Here is a 19,738-nt window from a genome sequence, read left to right as displayed (position 1 = left end):
CGGCCACCTCCTTATTTACGTAGTTTTGGATCTAGTGCATCACGTAAGCCATCACCGACAGCATTAAATGCAAAGATTGTTAGCGAGATAAATAATGCTGGGAAAATTAAACGCCATGGAGCATTTGTAATCGCTTTATTGCCTTCAGATGCCATTGTTCCCCAAGAAGCTGTTGGAGCAGGAACCCCAAGACCAAGATAACTTAAGAATGATTCAGTGAAAATAGCAGATGGAATTGTTAATGTCATCGTTACTAAAATGGCACCTAAAGCATTCGGAATTAAATGTTTGATAATTAAATGACCTGTGCTAGCCCCTAATGTACGAGCGGCAAGAACGTATTCTTGATTTTTAATGGATAATACTTCACCACGCACAATACGAGCCATATTAATCCAACCAGTAATTGATAGAGCAACAATCATTGGGATTAAACCAGGCTGCATAACAACTAGTAAGACGATTACCACTAATAGGTAAGGTACAGCTGTTAAAACATCGGCAATACGCATCATAATATTATCAACACGACCACCTGCTAAACCTGAAATACTGCCCCAAATAACACCGATAATTAAATCAATAATCGCTGCTGCAATTCCGATAAAGAGGGAAATACGAGCCCCTTCCCAAATACGAACGAAAATATCACGCCCAAGATCATCTGTTCCAAACCAAAATTGTGCAGATGGTGGTGCATTGTAAACACCTAGCTGATCACTTGCTTTGTACTGCGAAAACATTGGTACAAAAGTAGCCATTAAAATAACAATGATTAAAATAATTATCCCTACGATGGCCATTTTATTATGAGAGAAACGGACCCATACTTCTTTCCAAAAGGAGACGGATTTATCAGCTAATTTTTCCGTTGCTTCATGATTACCACCAACAATTTTAAACTTAGCTTTGTCAATTTGTTGCTGTGTCATTATTTTTTCGCTCCTTTCAATTTAATACGCGGATCAATCACACTATATAAAATATCAACGATTAATACCGCAAATAAAAGGATAATGGAATAGAACACAGTCGTACCCATAATCACTGTATAATCACGGTTTGTAATACTTTGCACGAAGTGTTTTCCAAGTCCAGGAATAGCGAAAATTTGTTCAACAATAAAACTACCTGTTACAACAGCTGCTGTTAATGGGCCAAGGTAAGTAACGACTGGCAGCAGAGCATTTCGTAATGTATGACGGAATACGATTGTCCATTTCCCAATCCCTTTGGCACGAGCCATTTTAACATAATCACTATTGTTTTGCTCAAGCATACTTGAACGTGTTAATTTTGCAATAAAGCCCATATGGGTTAAAGCAATTGCAAAGGCTGGTAATATACTATAACCAAAGCCCTTCCATCCACTGATTGGGAACCAACCTAGCTTATAGGCTAAGAAATACTGCATTAAACCTGCTAAAATAAATGAAGGTACTGAAATAAATAGCACCGCAAAGGACGTTGCCAAATAATCCGGGAACTTATTATGATATAGCGCGGAAACTACGCCAATTAAAATACCGAATCCAATTGCCAATAGCATAGCTTCAATCCCTAAAGTTAATGAAACAGGGAAACTTTCAGAAATCATATCATTTGTAGAACGCGCTTTATATTTCATGGATTCACCGAAATTGAAAGTGGCCGTATCGATTAAATAATCTTTATATTGTATATACCAAGGGTTATTTAATCCATACGTTTCGTTTAACTTCTCCTCAATTTGAGGTGGGAAATTACGTTCACTCGCAAATGGACTACCAGGAGCGAGACGCATTAAGAAAAACGTAACCGTTACGATGACGAAAAGCGCGAGAAGTATATACATCAGCCTTTTCAAAATATATTTAATCACATAAAACTCCTCCTTCTATTTGTCAATTGTCAGACAAATATATGCCTTCGTATTTTAAAAAGAGCTGACTCGTGCCGAAGTGGCTACGAGGCAGCTCTTCGCTGTAGAGCTAAAAAACGAAATAAAATAATATGAATAATTATTTTTATTCTACTACAACCTCTTTAAGTGGAATGTTACCAAGAACATCTGCTTGCATGTTTTTCACGTTATCTTGTACTACAGAAAGATTTGTGTAGTAGTAGATAGGTGCAACAGGGAATTCAGACATTATAAGTGCCTCAGCTTGTTTTAGAAGCTCAAGACGTTTAGCTGGATCTGTTTCTAAATTAGATTGATCTAATAATTTTTTGTATTCTGGGTTTTCCCAGCCAGTATCATTATTACCGTTGTCAGCAGTGTCATACATTTCTAAGAATGTATACGCATCATTGTAGTCACCAACCCAACCTAGACGTCCAGCTTGGTAGTCTAATTGGTTAAGCTTCTCTAGGTAAACTTGCCATTCTGAGTTATCAAGACCTACCTTAATACCAAGGTTTTTCGTCCAGCTCTCTTGAATAAATTGAGCGATCGCAGCATGTGCCTCACTTGTATTGAAAGAAATATTAACAGTGATTTCTGATGGATCTTTAATACCAAGTTCTTGCATACCAGCTTCAAGTGCAGCTTTCGCGCCTTCAATATCATGATCCTTGAAGTAACCACGGTCCTCTTCAAAGCCACTAACAGCAATTGGCACCATGCCTAAAGCAGGTTTTTGCTCCCCTTTAGTAATATTGTCAATTAAACCTTGACGATCCATTGCTAATGTTAACGCTTTACGAATGTTAGCGTTTCCAGTGATTTTATCTTTTGTATTTAGTTTATAGACATATACAGAAGCTTGGTCAGCAATATTTAACGAACCATCAGCTTTAAATTCGTCAATTACATCAAGCGCAACACTTTGGTATGGAGCGCCTAGATAGCTGATTTCGCCAGCTTTAAACATTGTAGCAGCAGTTGTTTCAGATTCAACCATACCAATATTAACTGTTTCTAAAGATACTTTATCAGCATCCCAGTATTCTGGGTTTTTCTTTAATACAATTGTATCATTATGTCTCCATTCACCTAGCGTGAATGGTCCGTTTGTTACATAGTCATCACCAGCATCAGTGTACCAGTTTTCATTACCTTCAACTACTTTTTGATTTAACGGTGCATATGTTTTGAATGCTGTTAACTCTAAGAAGTAAGGTGTTGGGTTTTCTAAAGTAACAACTAAAGTTTTGTCATCCTCCGCTTTAATGCCTACCTCATCAGCAGAGCCTGTACCTTCGTTGTAAGCAGCAGCGCCTTTAATCGGGAAAAAGATTGAAGCATACTCAGAAAGATTGTCTGGGTTTAATGCCCATTTCCAAGCATATTCAAAGTCACCAGCAGTTACTGGATCTCCGTTCGACCATTTATTATCACGTAATGTGAATGTGTATGTTTTTTGGTCATCGCTAATCTTCCAGTCAGATGCGGCAGCAGCTACTGGTTTAGCATCTGCATCTAGTGTAGTTAAATTTTCAAATACATTTGTAAGAATAGCACTAGAAGTTGTGTCTGTTGCTAATCCTGGATGCAATGATGGCGGCTCAGAAGCTACTACTAAGTTTAATTCGCCACCTGATGAAGATGTTTCAGTTGAACCAGAATCTTTACTATCGTCTTTTGATTTATCAGACGAATCTCCACCGAAGCCACATGCAGCAAGTACTAGTGAAAATACTGCAAGGACTGTTAATAATAAAAACTTTTTGTTTTTATTCATAGTGAATCCCCCTATACAATTTTTAAGCCTTTTTGAAGCTCCCATTTAATATACCAAAAAATCATTGTGTACAAAATAAAAAAGATTCGAATTTATATAGTATTATCTGACATCTAAGAATATAATAATTTTTTCCGATTTATTATGCTAAAGAGACAAAGTGTTAAAATAATAACAATTTGATAATATTAAGCTAATCACATCAAAAATAGATTAAAAATGAATAAATAATTTACTATATCGAAAATTCCTATTTTTTCGATAATATTATTGCTATAATAAAAAATAAGTCTAAAGTCACAGAGGTATTACCTTAAGAGATTTGTATAGTTTTGTAGAAAATTTATGTAAAACTAAGTGAATTAGTTTCTTTAACAGGAATTTTTTTGTATATTCTTATCGTAAAACATGAATATTCTTATCTATTAATGATATACAAGAAACTTATTTTGTATTTTTCTAAGATTATACTATTCAGAAGAGAAAAAAGAAAAATAAAGCAAATGTATAAAAAATATGCTCAAATTCAGAAAAAATAACTCAAATATATATAAAAAATATACTTACATTCAGTAAAAAATAGCTCAATACAAAAGAGAACGGGCGAAAAAAATAGTTTTCCAAAATAATTTATAGATGAATTGCATATACATGTATCTATGCTAGAGATATGGATTTTATTACTCCATATAATAGTGAATAGAACCCTGGAATTGCTAGCTATCTCATCTATTTAAGTCAAATTGTTTTCTTGAGAATGTCAATTGTCTTTCTTGTAAGGACTAATGATGCAAATAATTACTAAAAATCAGCCAACCCATTAATTGGGAGCGTTTTCATTTTTGAATAGAAAGCATTTTAATGTGATGTAAAGGGAAATTATTGTCGAAATAAATCGAAAACAGCACTTTTTTAAATATCAAAAATAACTTTATTATGAACCTATTTCTAATTGGAATATATTTTTATTCCATACCTTATAAGCGGATACGATAAATTACCATATTTTATTTTTGCTTATAATCGCTAGATATGCTTCTACTTTATAATAAGGAAGATTTTCTGAAGAAGAGGTTTAGGATGGAGAGCTTTCAAGCAAAACAAAATGCCAAAACATTGATTGAACAACGTTTTGGCATTTTTAATTTTGTTAAAAAGAAGCTTCTTACTACTTTATTAGTTATAGCTCGCCTGCTTTTAGCTTACTATGCCAATCTTTTAGGAATGGGATATCTTCTTGTTTAATAGCACCTGACTCATTCGCTGCTTCGATTAAATAATCAAAGTTTGTGAGCGATACATATTGAATACCTGCCTCATCAAAGGCTTGCTCTGCACGTGGTAGATTATATGTGTAGACGCAAACAACGCCAAGCACTTCACACCCTGCTGCACGCAATGCCTCTACAGCCGTAATGGATGAACCACCTGTAGAAACAATATCTTCTACTACTACAACTTTTTGGCCTGGCGCATATTTTCCTTCAATTTGATTACCACGGCCATGCTCTTTTGCTTTAGAGCGTACATAAACCATTGGTAATTCTAAAATATCACTCACCCATGCTGCGTGTGGGATACCTGCTGTCGCTGTTCCTGCAACGATTTCTGTTGCACCAAAGCTCTCCTTAATAACAGATGCTAAGCCATTTGCTAACTGCTTACGAATCACTGGATCAGAGATTGTTAATCGTGTATCGCAGTAAATGGGTGATTTTATGCCAGAAGCCCATGTAAATAGCTCTGTTGGATTTAATTCTACAGCACCTACCTTTAACATAGCATGTGCGATCTCATTTTGTAGTGTCATTCTTTATGCCTCCCATAATTCATTTACAATTTTATATGCTGCTACAGGATCTCGAGCGCCTGTGACAGCACGTCCAACAACAATCAATGAAGAACCATCACGTTTTGCACCATCCGGGGTTGCAATACGCTTTTGGTCATGCACATCACCACCTGCTAGACGAATGCCAGGTGTTACACGTAGAAACTCATCTCCACACACCTCTGCAATCGCCTTAGCCTCATGGACAGAGCAAACCACACCCTGTAAGCCCGCTTGTTTTGTCAGACCTGCATAGTGCAAGACAGACTCTTGCAAAGATAGAGCAATTTTTTGCTCCGCTTGCATTTGTTCCTCTGTTGTTGACGTTAGCTGTGTTACGGCAATTAATGCTGGACATTTTTTGCCAGCAGGTGTTCCCGCTTCAAGCCCCTCTAGTGCTGCCTCCATCATTGGACGCCCGCCCGCAGCATGGACATTGACTAAATCTACGCCTAATTTTGCTAGCCCTTTCATTGCAGAGCCTACTGTATTTGGAATATCATGTAATTTTAAATCAAGAAAAATATCATGACCTAATTCCTTTACTTTTCGAACAATAGTAGGTCCTTCTTGCATATATAATTCCATACCAATTTTTACGAAAAGAGGCTCATTGAACTGTTTAAGAAAATCGAATACTTCTTTTTCTCCGGGAAAGTCTAATGCTAATATTGGTTTAGTATTCATCAACGATGGCTCCTTCCGATAATTTCTGCTATATGCGTTATATCTAGTGCATCAAGCTTTGCTGGTAATTCATCAATAATCGTTGGGCAAATAAAATGGTCAACAAAGTTTGCTGTTCCTACAGCAACAGCTGAAGCACCTGCAGACATAAAGTCAATAACATCCTGCGCTTCTGTTACACCACCCATACCAATGATTGGAATATTAACAGCCTTATACACCTCATAGACCATGCGAATTGCAACAGGCTTAACAGCAGGGCCAGATAAACCACCCGTGCCATTTGCGATTACTGGCTTGCCTGTACGCTCATCTAAGCGCATACCTACTAACGTATTAATCATCGTAATCCCATCTGCACCACCTGCTTCCACAGCTACCGCAATATCTACAATACTTGTCACATTTGGAGACAGCTTGACATAGACTGGTACTGCTGAAACAGCTTTTACAGCCGCCACTAGCTCGCGTGCTGTTGCTGGGTCTGTACCAAATTGAATACCACCACATTTAACATTTGGGCAAGAAATATTCAGCTCCAATGCGTGAACGTTTGGTGCTGTTGAAATACGGCGTGCCACTTCTACATAGTCTGCCGTCTCTGTCCCCGCAACATTGGCGATAATCGGCACATCATAGCCCTCTAAAAATTTTAGTTCCTCGCTCATGACTTTTTCAATGCCAGGATTTTGTAGCCCGATGGCATTTAACATCCCTGCTGCTGTTTCCGCAACACGCGGTGTTGGGTTACCTGCACGTGTTTCAATAGTTGTCGCCTTAATCATGATTGCGCCTAACTTTGATAAATCATAAAGTTGCGCATATTCACGTCCAAAGCCAAAGCAGCCTGAAGCTGGCATTATTGGGTTTTTTAAATCTAAGCCTGGTAGTTGAATTGTTAAACGACTCATAGTGCCACCGTACCTTTCGGGAAAACTGGTCCGTCCGAGCATACCTTGACATAGTCTTTGTCAATTTGATCAGTTGTTTTACATACGCATGCAAAGCAAGCGCCAATGCCACAGCCCATACGCTCTTCAAATGATAGATAGCCCTCTTTTTCAGGATAAAAACCTTCTAAAGCTTTTAACATTGGTAGTGGACCACAGGAATAAAAAACATCAAATTGTGGCGCACGTGATGCTAATACATTGGTAACAAAGCCCTTTGTTCCTTTAGAGCCATCCACTGTAACATAATGTGTTTCGCCAAGTGCATTAAATTCATCCTCATAAAAGCAGACCTCCTCTGTTTGGAAGCCTAACACATGGATTGTTTTTACACCACGTGCGTTTAACTGCTTGGATAGCTCATGCAATGGAGGTACACCAATGCCACCACCTACTAGTAGTGCGGTGCCTCCCTCTTGCACTACATCTACAGGGAAGCCGTTGCCTAATGGTCCAAGTACATTGACCTGCTGCCCCTCACGATTCATGGCTAATACTTTTGTGCCGCGCCCCTCTGCACGATAAATCATTGTAAACTCACTATTGGCCTTATCAATATTTGCAATACTAATCGGTCGTCGTAAAAGCGGCTCCAATGAATCTGACACCTTGACATGGACAAACTGGCCAGGAGTCATCTCCTGAACCAGTTCCCCATGAAGTGTCAGTTCGAAAATGTTTGTCGCAATTTGCTTTTGAGAAACGACCGTCATTTTCTCCTGACGTATCATATTAGTGTACTACCTCCGCTTTTGGCATTTGTTCTGCTGTAAATGTCATCGATTCGATAACACGTACCATTGCTTCTGCTGTATCTAAAGATGTGAGACAAGGTACACCATTTTCTACAGATTCACGGCGGATTCGGAAGCCATCACGAGCTGGTTGCTTGCCTTTTGTTAATGTATTGACAACAAGCTGAGCTTCACCATTTTGGATAAGGTCAATTAATGTTTGCCCTTTCGCACCAATCTTGCCAACCACATCCGTACGTACGCCTGCTGCTTCAAAGCTTTGCGCTGTCCCTTCAGTAGCTACAATGCGATAGCCCACTGTTGAGAAACGTTTTGCTAGTGCAATCGCTTCTTCTTTATCTTTATCGGATACCGTAAACAATACTGTACCTTCTGTACGAATTTCCATACCTGCTGCAACTAAGCCTTTATAAAGAGCTTTTTCTAATGTTGCATCTTTCCCCATTACTTCCCCTGTTGATTTCATTTCAGGGCCTAGTGTAATGTCCACACGACGTAGTTTTGCAAAGGAGAATACTGGTACTTTGACAAAGACACCTTTTTGCTCAGGTGCTAAGCCTGTTGGATAGCCTTGCTCTACAATCGATTTGCCAAGAATTGCTTTTGTTGCAATATTCGCCATTGGAATATTAGTAATTTTACTTAAGAATGGTACTGTACGTGATGAACGTGGGTTCACCTCGATGACAAATACATCCCCTTGTGAAATAACATATTGAATATTCATTAAACCAATAATGCCAAGACCTTTCGCAAGACGAGTTGTATAGTCGACTAATGTATCTTTTTGTGCCTGTGTTAGCTTTTGTGGAGGATAAACAGAGATAGAGTCACCAGAGTGAACCCCTGCTCGCTCGATATGCTCCATAATTCCTGGAATTAATACATGTTCACCATCACAAATTGCGTCTACTTCAATTTCTTGACCTGTTAGGTAGCGGTCTACTAACACTGGATGGTCTGGAGATGCTTCTACTGCATTCTCCATATAATGGTGAAGCTCTTCTTCGTTATAAACAATTTCCATTGCACGTCCACCAAGTACATAGGAAGGACGAACAAGTACTGGGAAACCTAAACGTTCACCAATAGCAAGGGCTTCCTCTGTTGAAACTGCTGTTTCTCCTTTTGGCTGAGGAACATCTAACTCATGTAACGCTTGCTCGAATTTATCGCGGTTTTCTGCACGATCAATATCTTCCAGCGATGTGCCTAAAATTTTCACGCCATTTGCAGCCAATTTATCTGCAAGGTTAATCGCAGTTTGACCACCGAATTGAACAACGACGCCAATTGGTTGCTCTAAGTCAATAATATGCATAACATCCTCGATCGTTAATGGCTCGAAGTATAATTTGTCTGAAATAGAGAAGTCTGTTGATACCGTTTCTGGGTTTGAGTTAATAATAATGGCTTCATAGCCAGCTTCTTGAATCGCCCATACAGAGTGGACAGTTGCATAGTCGAATTCTACCCCTTGCCCGATACGGATTGGGCCTGAGCCAAGTACCACAACAGAAGGTTTGTCTGATTTAATAGATTCGTTTTCTTCCTCATATGTGCCATAGAAATATGGTGTTTCTGATGCAAATTCTGCTGCACATGTATCGACCATTTTATAGACAGGAATAATGCCTTGTTCTTTACGATACGCATAAATTGCTTCTGGTGTTGTATCCCAAAGCTCTGCAATTTTCTTATCAGCAAAGCCTAAACGTTTTGCTGTACGCAATACTTCTTTATCATTTTTATGGTTAGCAAGTGTTTGCTCCATATCTATGATATTTTTAAATTTATTTAAGAAGAATAAGTCAATCTCTGACCATTCATGAATTTGTTCAATTGTGACACCACGACGCAATGCTTCGCCAATAAAGAATAAACGCTCATCTCCAGCTTTGCGGATACGCTTCTCAATCCAAGCGTCTGAATTATCCTCAGCATGTTTTAGCTCTAAGTGTACTTGTCCTGTTTCCAGTGAACGCACTGCTTTTAACATGGCTTCCTCAAAGGTACGACCTAGGGCCATAACCTCACCTGTCGCTTTCATTTGTGTACCAAGATTACGTTTTGCTGATTCAAACTTATCGAACGGCCAGCGTGGGATTTTCGCTACAATATAATCCAACGCAGGCTCGAAGCATGCATATGTTGAGCCTGTTACAGGGTTTTTAATTTCATCTAATGTTAAGCCTACTGCAATTTTCGCGGCTAGCTTAGCAATTGGATAGCCTGTTGCTTTTGACGCTAATGCAGATGAACGAGATACACGTGGGTTTACTTCAATTACATAATAATTAAAGCTATATGGATCAAGTGCTAGCTGCACATTACAGCCACCTTCAATTTTTAGCGCACGAATAATATCTAATGAAATATTACGCAGCATTTGGTTTTCACGGTCTGATAATGTTTGTGTTGGTGCTACTACAATAGAATCACCTGTATGAATACCTACTGGATCGACATTTTCCATATTACATACAACAATGGCATTGTTAGCTGCATCACGCATTACTTCATATTCAATCTCTTTATAGCCAGCGATTGACTTTTCAAGTAAACATTGTGTTACAGGTGAATATTTTAAACCAGATGTCACGATTTCCTCTAAATCTTGGTCGTTATAACAAATACCGCCGCCTGTACCGCCCAGTGTAAAGGCTGGACGAACAATAACAGGGTAACCAATTTTCGCGACAAATTTTTTCGCCTCATCTAAGTTATGAATAATATCAGATTCAGGAACTGGTGCACCTAGCTCATACATTAAATTACGGAATAAATCACGGTCTTCCGCCTTATGAATCGCCTCTAATTTTGTTCCAAGAATTTCAATGCCAAGCTCGTCTAAAATACCTGACTCATCTAATTCAATCGCCATATTTAAGCCTGTTTGCCCACCAAGTGTTGGTAAAATAGCATCTGGACGCTCTTTACGTAAAATACGTGAGACAAAATCAAGTGAAATAGGCTCAATGTATACTTTGTCTGCAATCTCTGTATCCGTCATGATTGTAGCAGGGTTTGAGTTGATTAAAATAACGCGGTAGCCCTCTTCTTTTAATGAAAGACAAGCTTGTGTTCCTGCATAGTCAAATTCTGCTGCTTGTCCGATAACAATTGGGCCTGAGCCGATTACTAAAATAGTTTTAATATCTGTACGTTTAGGCATGTTGTTTCCCCTTCCCTGCTTCTACTTCCATCATTTCGATGAATTCATCAAATAAGTGGTTTGAATCTTCTGGTCCTGGTGATGCTTCTGGATGATATTGCACTGTGAAAATCGGATATTTCTTATGACGTACACCCTCACAGGTACTGTCATTTAATGCGATATGTGTTAATTCTAAATCCGTAGCCTCTAATGAGTCGATATCGATGGCATAGCCGTGATTTTGAGATGTTATATCCGTACGACCTGTGCGTAAATCTTTCACAGGATGGTTGCCTCCACGGTGTCCAAACGGTAATTTAAAGGACTTTGCTCCACAAGCTAATGAAAAGATTTGATGACCTAGGCAAATACCGAACATTGGTACTTTGCCAATCAAATTACGTACTGTTTCAATACCTTCTGGCACATCTTCAGGGTTTCCCGGTCCATTTGATAGCATAATGCCATCTGGATGCCAAGCCAAAATGTCCTCAGCAGGCGTATTGTAAGGAACAACAAGCACATCACAGTCACGTTTGTTTAATTCACGAAGAATACCGTGCTTCATGCCAAAGTCAATTAAAACAACTCGTTTACCACGTCCAGGAGATGGATAAGCCGCTTTTGGTGATACTTCACGTACATGGTGCGTAATGGCTGGTGTTGCTTGTAATTGTGCCACAATGTCATCCACATTTACTTCTTCATCTGCTGCTGTTAAAATCGCTTTAACTGAGCCTTTGCTACGAATAATACGTGTTAATTTTCGTGTATCAATACCTTCAATACCTGGGATATCCTTTGATGTTAAATAATCATCAACCGTTAAATCACAGCGAAAGTTAGAAGGTGTTTTTGCTAATTCACGTACAACAAATCCACGAATAGCTGGTGTAATTGATTCAAAATCATCACGATTAATACCGTAATTCCCAACTAAAGGATATGTGATTGTTACAATTTGCCCGTAAAATGAAGGGTCAGAGATTGATTCCTGATAGCCCGTCATGCCTGTTGTAAATACAACCTCACCCTGTGAAGCGCGATCACTACCAAATGCCGTACCTGTAAACACTGTGCCATCTTCTAATATTAGTAAACGTTTTTTCATTACTCTGCCTCCTGATATACGATATTGCCTTCAAAAATTGTTACGACTGGCCAGCCTTTCGCTACCCAACCATTAAACGGTGTATTGCGTCCCTTTGAAACAAAGCCCTGTGCATCAACTGTTTGCTCTTTCTGAATATCAATTAATACCATATCAGCTGAAGCGCCTACTGCTAATGTGCCATATGGAAGATCAAAAATAGCTGCTGCTTTCACCGTCATCCAATCAATTAATTGCTTTAATGTCCATTTTCCTGTTTCAACAAATTGTGTATAAAGCAGTGGGAAAGCTGTTTCAAAGCCTACAATGCCGAATGGTGCACCCACCATACCACAGCATTTTTCCTCTACTGTATGTGGTGCATGGTCTGTTGCAATACAGTCAATTGTGCCATCAAGTAGTGCTGCAAGGAGAGAATCCTTATCATCTGCTGCACGTAATGGCGGGTTCATTTTCCAGTTAGCATCATCAGATGGAATATCCATTTCCTCTAGTAGTAAATGGTGTGGACAAACCTCTGCTGTAACACGAATCCCTGCTGCCTTTGCATCTCTTACTGCACGTACAGATTCCTTTGTTGATACATGGCAAACATGATAGCGTGCACCTGCTGCCTCAGCTAATAAAACGTCTCGTGCAATTTGTACAGATTCACAGATGGAAGGAATACCTGGAAGACCAAGCTCCTTATTACGCTTTCCTTCATGCATCACACCGTCATAGATTAATGAATTATCTTCACAATGTGCCACAACAACCATATCGTGCTGTGCTGCATCCTTCATTTGCTCATACATTGTAGCCGCAAGCTGAATACCTACACCATCATCTGAAAATGCAACAGCGCCTTGAGCTTTTAATTCTTCGATATTTGTTCGAACCTCGCCTGAAATATCCTTTGTCAGGGAGCCATATGGAAGCACACGAATCACAGCACTTTCTTGAATAAGTCCATTGATAAGCTGCATATTTTCAATGGAGTCTGGTACTGGCTTTGTATTTGGCATCGCACAAATTGTTGTAAAGCCGCCTTTTGCTGCTGAGGCTGAGCCTGTCGCAATTGTTTCCTTATGCTCAAAGCCTGGCTCACGTAGATGTGTATGGACATCAACAAAGCCCGGTGCCACAATCAATCCATTCCCCTCAATTATTTCAGCACCCGCTACATTGACATCCTGTCCAATTGCTGTAATCTTGCCATCTACCATAGCAATGTTTACTGTGTTCAGCTCACCTTGCTCATTTACCATTTGTACATTTTGAAGTACCTTTGTCATCTTATTCTCTCCCCTTTAAAATGGTTTCGATAATTGCCATTCTTGTGTAAACGCCGTTTCGTACCTGCTCGAAGATTCGAGAGCGTTCACACTCTACTAGCTCGGAAGCAATTTCCACATCTCGATTAACAGGTGCTGGATGCATGATAATGGCGGATTCCTTCATTTGTTGCTCTCGTTCGATTGTTAAACCATATTCTTGGTGATAACTTTCTTTTGAAAAGCTTTTATTCACTTTATGACGTTCATGTTGCACACGTAGTAACATAATTACATCGCTTATTTCGATTAAATCATCCCATGAATGATGTGCCTCAAAACTTCCTGCCCATTCTTCTGGACAAAGGAAGTGGATGTTTGCACCTAAGCGCTGGAGTGCCATTGCATTTGATTTTGCCACACGGCTATGAGAGATATCACCAGCAATGGTAATATTCAATCCTTCGAACTTACCAAACTCTTTTTTAATGGTATAAAGATCCAATAATGATTGTGAAGGATGCTGACCTGCACCATCTCCTGCATTAACAACGGCCACATTAATGCCGCTTAGCAGCTCATTGTAATACTCATCCTCCGTTGCACGTATCACAACTGCATCTAAGCCAATCATTTCTAATGTTTTAACCGTATCATACATCGTTTCCCCTTTTGTAACACTTGAAAAACCAGCATCGAAAGGTATAACAGTACAGCCAATTTTACGCTCTGCCATTTCAAAGCTTGTTTTTGTACGAGTGCTTGGTTCAAAAAATAAATTGGCTACATGGTGTGTACGAGCTAACGACGATGCTTCACCATTTTCAAATGCTTGTGCAAGATCAAGGATGTGGTGAATCTCCTCTATTGTTAAATGCTCCATCGATAGTAAGTTTTTCATTATGTGACCTCCATTCAGTTGTGTGTCATAAACGTCTATATATGACGTTCTCTGCATAAAGTAAAAGCCCCATTGATAGCATCAATGAGGCAGAAGGAGGCGTGACAAACTATAGCAGGATAGACTCCCTACTTCAGCTTGTCCACAGCTTCCCTTTTCTTGCCTCTCTGGACAATTCATTAAAAGGTACGACTATGAATTTTTATGTTGATTCTCTTGTACAGGTCTTGCCGCTTCTTCCTTGCCTGGTAAAATAGCATTCAATAACACACCAATAATGGCTGCTAATGCCATTCCTTCGATGCTTAATGATTCTGAAATCACAAATTTTGCACCACCAATACCAATTACTAAAATAACTGAGGCAATGACTAGGTTACGGCTATTGCCAAAATCAATACGATTATCCACTAACATACGTAAGCCACTCGCTGCAATAATACCAAACAGTAAGATAGAAACGCCACCAAGTACTGCGGTTGGAATGGTTGCAATCACTGCCATTGCTTGCCCGAAGAAGGATAAGACAATGGCTACAATGGCTGCTCCTGCAATCACATACACGCTATAAACACGAGTAATCGCAAGGACACCAATATTTTCACCATATGTTGTTTTTGGTGGTCCACCGATCAACGCACTGATAAATGTGCCAAGTCCATCGCCAAGCAATGAGCGATGTAAGCCCGGCTTTTTAATATAATCGCGCTCTACGACTTTCCCTAAAACAAGCTGGTGACCAATATGCTCTGAAATTGTCACAATTACAATGGGAACCATCGCGAGCAGAATTTTTGATGTAATTTCAAATTCATAATGTACACCCGGTATTAAAAAATCAGGTGTTGTAAAAAATTTAGCAGCCGCAATTGGTGTATAATCGACAATACCAATAATCATGGAGTAAATATAGCCTACGATTAATCCCATTAAAATTGGCATGGTGCTTAAAATACCTTTAAAGGCAATCGTGAAAATAATCGCGGTAAAAACTGTTACTAATGCAGCAGAGAAGTGTAAAAAGCTATAGTTGCCATCAACATTCATCGCCATATTAACAGCCGTGCCAGATAACCCAAGACCTATCACCATAATAACAGGTCCCACTACAATCGGTGGTAAAATTTTCATAATCCATTTATAGCCGCTTTTCCAAATGACTAAAGCGACAATTCCATATGTAAGCCCAACAGCCATCGCACCAATCATGGCATGTCCTGGATTTACACTGGTACCATCCTTATTTAAGCCACCTGCCACAAGCAAGATCGGCGCAATAAATGCAAAGGATGAGCCTAAATACGCAGGTACTTGAAATTTCGTAATTAATAGGAAGAACAGCGTAGCAATCCCACTTGTTAATAGCGCAATGGCTGGGCTGAGTCCTACTAGCTGTGGCACTAAAATCGTTGAGCCAAACATGGCAAACATATGCTGGAAGCTTAATGTCACCAGTTGAAGTCCAGTTGGTTTATCCTTAATATCTAACACTGCATTTGACATATTGCTTCCTCACTTTATTGTTCATCTTCTTTATAAATAATCACGCAATCTTCTCCGTCAACTTCTTGTAAATTGACAACAATGCGCTCAGTGCCTGACGTCGGCACATTTTTTCCTACATAGTCTGCTCGGATTGGCAGCTCTCGATGTCCTCGATCAACCAGCACTGCTAGTTGGATTTGTGCAGGTCTACCTAAATCCATCACAGCATCTAATGCCGCACGAACTGTTCGTCCTGTATAAAGTACATCATCCACTAAAATAATCTTTTGATTTTTTACGGTATAGTCAATATCCACTTGTTCTACATGTGCTTGTTCATTTTCATGCTTTGTTGTTAAATCGTCCCGATAAAGCGTAATATCTAGCTCGCCTGTGCGAATCGCTCGCCCTTCGATTTTTTCAATGCGTTGCGCTAAACGCTTGGCTAGAAAAGCACCTCGTGTTTTAATACCAACTAAGATACATTCATCAATACCTTTATTGCGTTCAATAATTTCATGAGCAATACGTGTCAAAGCTCTTGTCATTGACGGACCATCTAATAATTCATTTTGTGCCATAGCCATTTCCCCCTTTCTATTGTCATTTTATTGGTCATATGTCCATAAAAAAACCTCTCAAGGCGAATTGCCTGAGAGGGTTATATACGTGTTGAAAAAGCATGTCGAAAAATTTGCAGCACAAATTTCCACAACACTATTATATGAACCTTCTCAGCCTCTCTGGACTGCCATTAAAGGTGAATACTATTTAGTTATATTATTCTTATTCACTGTCGTTAGTATAGACCTTCTTGACATATACGTCAATGCCTATTTCGTAAATCCTTTAATAATTGCTTATAATCAGCAGGAAGGGGCGCTTCAAACTCCATATATTCCCCTGATATAGGATGATCGAATCCCAAAACGCCCGCATGCAGCACTTGTCCACCAAAATCAAGCGTTTTTTTCGGACCATATTTTGGATCACCCACAAGCGGGAAGCCAATATAATTCATATGCACACGAATTTGGTGTGTACGTCCTGTTTCTAAGCGGCACTCCACAAGCGTATAATCGCCAAAGCGCTCAACAATCTGGAAATGTGTAACAGCATGCTTACCATTATCAACAACTGCCTGTTTTTGGCGATCTTTTTGATCACGTCCAATTGGCGCATCAATTGTGCCCTTATCATGTGCAATATGGCCATGTACAAGCGCTGTATATTTACGTGTGACTGTTTTATTGACTAACTGATTTACCAATGATTCATGGGCTACATCGTTTTTTGCCACCATTAATAAGCCCGATGTATCTTTATCGATACGATGGACAATCCCGGGTCGTAGCACACCATTAATCCCTGATAAATCCTGACAATGAGCCATTAATCCATTTACCAGCGTGCCTGTCAAATGTCCTGGCGCTGGATGTACCACCATACCCTTTGGTTTATTCACAACAAGGACATCTGCATCCTCATAGACAATATCTAAATCTAAGTTTTCTGCAACTACATCCAATTCTTCAACTTCTGGTACATCAATAGCAATGATATCACCAGCTTTTACCTTATATTTTGCCTTCACAGCATCGCCATTTACTTTGATAACTCCCTCACTAATCCAGTTTCCAATTTGCGTGCGTGACCATTCTGATTGTAGGCTTGAAAGTGCCTTATCAATGCGCTCTCCCTGCTGCTGTTCTTCAATGGTATATGTTACTTGCGTCATTGTTTCACCTGTCTCTTTTCTTTTTTATCTTCCACAATTAAGCCGATCATTAAAAGTACAACTGCTATCGTTAACGCTGCATCTGCCACATTAAAAATAGGGAAGTCATAGTTAATAATAGGAATTAAAACATCTGCAAAATCGACTACTTCTCCTCTAAATAAACGGTCAATAAAGTTGCCGAGCGCGCCACCTAACAAGAGCATTAATCCCACTTGAAAAAGTGGCTTACCCTTTGCCTCTTTATGATAAAAATAGATAATCGCACCGATCACAGCAATAGTTACAATACTAAATAGCCATATTTGCCCCTCTAGCATTCCCCATGCTGCGCCTCGATTGCGATGAGATAAAAGTCCAAACCATGGGTCCCACAGCGCAATACGCTCTCCATACTCCATATTTTTGACAATTAGCCATTTTGTCCATTGATCGAGTAAAATGACAAAAGCAGCCAATCCATAATATTTATACACAAACATTCCTCCGATCGCTCAACATCTAACCTATTCTACCATAACAGTCCCATTCACAATAACTAATAGCATGTGAAAATCTAGCAGTAACAACAGAAAAAAGCTATTTCCATCGCTTCTTAAGCAACAGAAATAGCTATGACTTTTGATATTAAACTGTTTCAGATTCTTTTGAGTGTACGCGCTTCATGAAATCATTCACATCCGCAGGTACTTTACGATCGAGCATTGATACAATAATAACCGATAGGAAGCCTACAGGCACTGTCACAATCCCTGGAATTTTAAACTGTAGGAAGCTTGGCAATGTTCCCGGTAAAAAAATCATCCACATGGATACACCAAGCCCGATCAGTAACCCAGCAATTGCTCCCTTCTCTGTCATCCCTCTCCACCAAATACCTAGAATAAATATTGGTGTAAATGTACTCGCTGCAACAGTAAAGGCAAGTGCCACTAAATGACCAATAGATGCATCCTTCACCAGCAGACCCAAAGCCCCATATAAAATCCCTAATAATACAATGGCTACTTTACCCGCAATAACGCGCTGTTTTTGCGTTATATCTTTTTTCATAATAGTAGCGTATAAATCGTGTGCTAGTGCCCCAGAGCTTGTAATAAATAACCCTGAAAGATTGGAGAAAATAGCTGCAAATGCCCCCGCGATTACTAAACCAAGCAGCCATTTCCCGCCTAGTGCAAGCGCTGTAGTAGGAATGACCATATTATTTCCGCCAAGCACTAAATCACGCATAACCTCTTCGCTCGCTGTTCCAGAGATAAAAATAGCACGTCCTACAACCCCTAAATAAACCGCTAATAAGAAGAATGCACTAGCAATTCCGATTGCCATTAACGCTGATTTTCGAGCTGCTTTGGCACTTGGATTTGTATAAAAGCGTAATAATATATGTGGAAGCCCAATTGTTCCGAGTGCTAAACCTATCGTCATACTAATGGTTTGCCAAAATGTTGGGAAATAGAAGCCTGTCCCTGTCCAAGCAGCACCATCAAAATTGATATCTTTACCATCTAACGCATAGGGTGAAGTCCCTGTAATAGGACCAGTGAAGGAATTAATAGCTGCAAGAATTTTATCGTAATGTAAACCGCCATAAATCGCTGCGATGAGCATCACCACAAACGCTCCAAGACGAATCCACAACTCTAAAGCCTGGTTAATCGTTGTTCCTTTCATCCCACCAATACCTACATAAAAAATCATCACAATACATGTGAAGATAATACCAAATTCATAGGAAGTCCCAAAAAACATACTTAAAATTTGGGCAGCACCTAATAATTGAGGAGCGGCATAAAAGCCTGAAATCGCTAAAACGACTACAACAGCTACTAATCGCGCTCGTTTACTATGGAAACGATAGGCTAAAAAATCAGCAACCGTAAATGCGCCAAAACGTCTTAAAGGACCTGCTACAAAAATAGCTAATAAGGTTAAACCAATGGAGAAACAAAAAGCATAATAAGCCCCGTCATATCCTAATTGAAATGTTAAACCCGCAATTCCTAGGAATGTTGCTGCACTTAAATAATCTCCACCAATAGCAGAACCATTTGTAAACCAGCCAAAGCTTCGCCCTCCAACAAAGAAATCTGACGCCGTTGCATTTCGCTTTGTCATATACGTGATGTACACTATTGTCCCCATTAAAGCAATGGTCATTAACATCTTTGGTTCTAGTAAAGCTGCCATCATTCAACA

The 19,738-nt window shown here is 39.4% G+C and carries 16 protein-coding genes; all 16 read right to left on the bottom strand.

What is annotated here, in order from left to right:
- Positions 1-11: 11 nt before the first annotated feature.
- Complete coding sequence (locus MHB44_RS05390) at positions 12-932, bottom strand: ABC transporter permease (protein ID WP_341301879.1); 921 nt, start codon at positions 930-932, stop codon at positions 12-14.
- Positions 932-1,861: an ABC transporter permease gene (locus MHB44_RS05385; protein WP_341301878.1), complete on the bottom strand. Its 930-nt coding sequence runs from the start codon at positions 1,859-1,861 to the stop codon at positions 932-934. Before MHB44_RS05385 ends, MHB44_RS05390 begins: the two co-directional genes overlap by 1 nt.
- A 145-nt stretch (positions 1,862-2,006) precedes the next feature.
- Complete coding sequence (locus MHB44_RS05380) at positions 2,007-3,665, bottom strand: peptide ABC transporter substrate-binding protein (RefSeq protein ID WP_341301877.1); 1,659 nt, start codon at positions 3,663-3,665, stop codon at positions 2,007-2,009.
- Positions 3,666-4,845: 1,180 nt separating this feature from the next.
- Positions 4,846-5,475 carry an orotate phosphoribosyltransferase gene (pyrE, locus tag MHB44_RS05375; protein ID WP_341301876.1) on the bottom strand — a complete coding sequence of 210 codons (630 nt, stop codon included), beginning with the start codon at positions 5,473-5,475 and terminating at the stop codon, positions 4,846-4,848.
- A 3-nt stretch (positions 5,476-5,478) separates the two neighbouring features.
- Complete coding sequence (pyrF, locus tag MHB44_RS05370; RefSeq protein ID WP_341301875.1) at positions 5,479-6,183, bottom strand: orotidine-5'-phosphate decarboxylase; 705 nt, start codon at positions 6,181-6,183, stop codon at positions 5,479-5,481.
- Complete coding sequence (locus MHB44_RS05365; RefSeq protein ID WP_341301874.1) at positions 6,183-7,094, bottom strand: dihydroorotate dehydrogenase; 912 nt, start codon at positions 7,092-7,094, stop codon at positions 6,183-6,185. Before MHB44_RS05365 ends, pyrF begins: the two co-directional genes overlap by 1 nt.
- Positions 7,091-7,864: a dihydroorotate dehydrogenase electron transfer subunit gene (locus tag MHB44_RS05360; protein ID WP_341301873.1), complete on the bottom strand. Its 774-nt coding sequence runs from the start codon at positions 7,862-7,864 to the stop codon at positions 7,091-7,093. The genes MHB44_RS05365 and MHB44_RS05360 overlap by 4 nt, the downstream gene beginning before the upstream one ends.
- A 1-nt stretch (position 7,865) precedes the next feature.
- A complete protein-coding gene (carB, locus tag MHB44_RS05355) occupies positions 7,866-11,063 on the bottom strand; it encodes a carbamoyl-phosphate synthase large subunit (protein WP_341301872.1) in 3,198 nt (1,065 codons plus the stop codon).
- Positions 11,056-12,156, bottom strand: coding sequence for a glutamine-hydrolyzing carbamoyl-phosphate synthase small subunit (gene carA, locus MHB44_RS05350; protein WP_341301871.1), 1,101 nt, complete (start codon positions 12,154-12,156; stop codon positions 11,056-11,058). The genes carB and carA overlap by 8 nt, the downstream gene beginning before the upstream one ends.
- A complete protein-coding gene (locus tag MHB44_RS05345; protein WP_341301870.1) occupies positions 12,156-13,433 on the bottom strand; it encodes a dihydroorotase in 1,278 nt (425 codons plus the stop codon). Before MHB44_RS05345 ends, carA begins: the two co-directional genes overlap by 1 nt.
- Before the next feature lies 1 nt (position 13,434).
- Positions 13,435-14,313 carry an aspartate carbamoyltransferase catalytic subunit gene (locus MHB44_RS05340; protein ID WP_341301869.1) on the bottom strand — a complete coding sequence of 293 codons (879 nt, stop codon included), beginning with the start codon at positions 14,311-14,313 and terminating at the stop codon, positions 13,435-13,437.
- A 192-nt stretch (positions 14,314-14,505) separates the two neighbouring features.
- Positions 14,506-15,816 carry a solute carrier family 23 protein gene (locus MHB44_RS05335; RefSeq protein WP_341301868.1) on the bottom strand — a complete coding sequence of 437 codons (1,311 nt, stop codon included), beginning with the start codon at positions 15,814-15,816 and terminating at the stop codon, positions 14,506-14,508.
- Between the two features lie 14 nt (positions 15,817-15,830).
- Positions 15,831-16,379, bottom strand: coding sequence for a bifunctional pyr operon transcriptional regulator/uracil phosphoribosyltransferase PyrR (pyrR, locus tag MHB44_RS05330; protein ID WP_341301867.1), 549 nt, complete (start codon positions 16,377-16,379; stop codon positions 15,831-15,833).
- Positions 16,380-16,624: 245 nt separating this feature from the next.
- Positions 16,625-17,536, bottom strand: coding sequence for an RluA family pseudouridine synthase (locus tag MHB44_RS05325; protein ID WP_341301866.1), 912 nt, complete (start codon positions 17,534-17,536; stop codon positions 16,625-16,627).
- Positions 17,533-18,012 (bottom strand): signal peptidase II, encoded by a 480-nt coding sequence (gene lspA, locus MHB44_RS05320; RefSeq protein ID WP_341301865.1) that lies wholly within the window; start codon positions 18,010-18,012, stop codon positions 17,533-17,535. The genes MHB44_RS05325 and lspA overlap by 4 nt, the downstream gene beginning before the upstream one ends.
- 151 nt (positions 18,013-18,163) lie before the next feature.
- The gene (locus tag MHB44_RS05315; protein WP_341301864.1) at positions 18,164-19,732 is read right to left on the bottom strand and encodes a cation acetate symporter; all 1,569 of its coding nucleotides are present in this window, start codon (positions 19,730-19,732) and stop codon (positions 18,164-18,166) included.
- Positions 19,733-19,738 lie beyond the last annotated feature (6 nt).

The sequence above is a fragment of the Lysinibacillus sp. FSL H8-0500 genome (genome assembly GCF_038051955.1).
In the GTDB taxonomy this organism is placed as follows: domain Bacteria; phylum Bacillota; class Bacilli; order Bacillales_A; family Planococcaceae; genus Lysinibacillus; species Lysinibacillus macroides.
The sequence above is the reverse complement of the archived record's forward strand: the minus strand, read 5'-3'. Positions and strand labels throughout refer to the sequence as shown.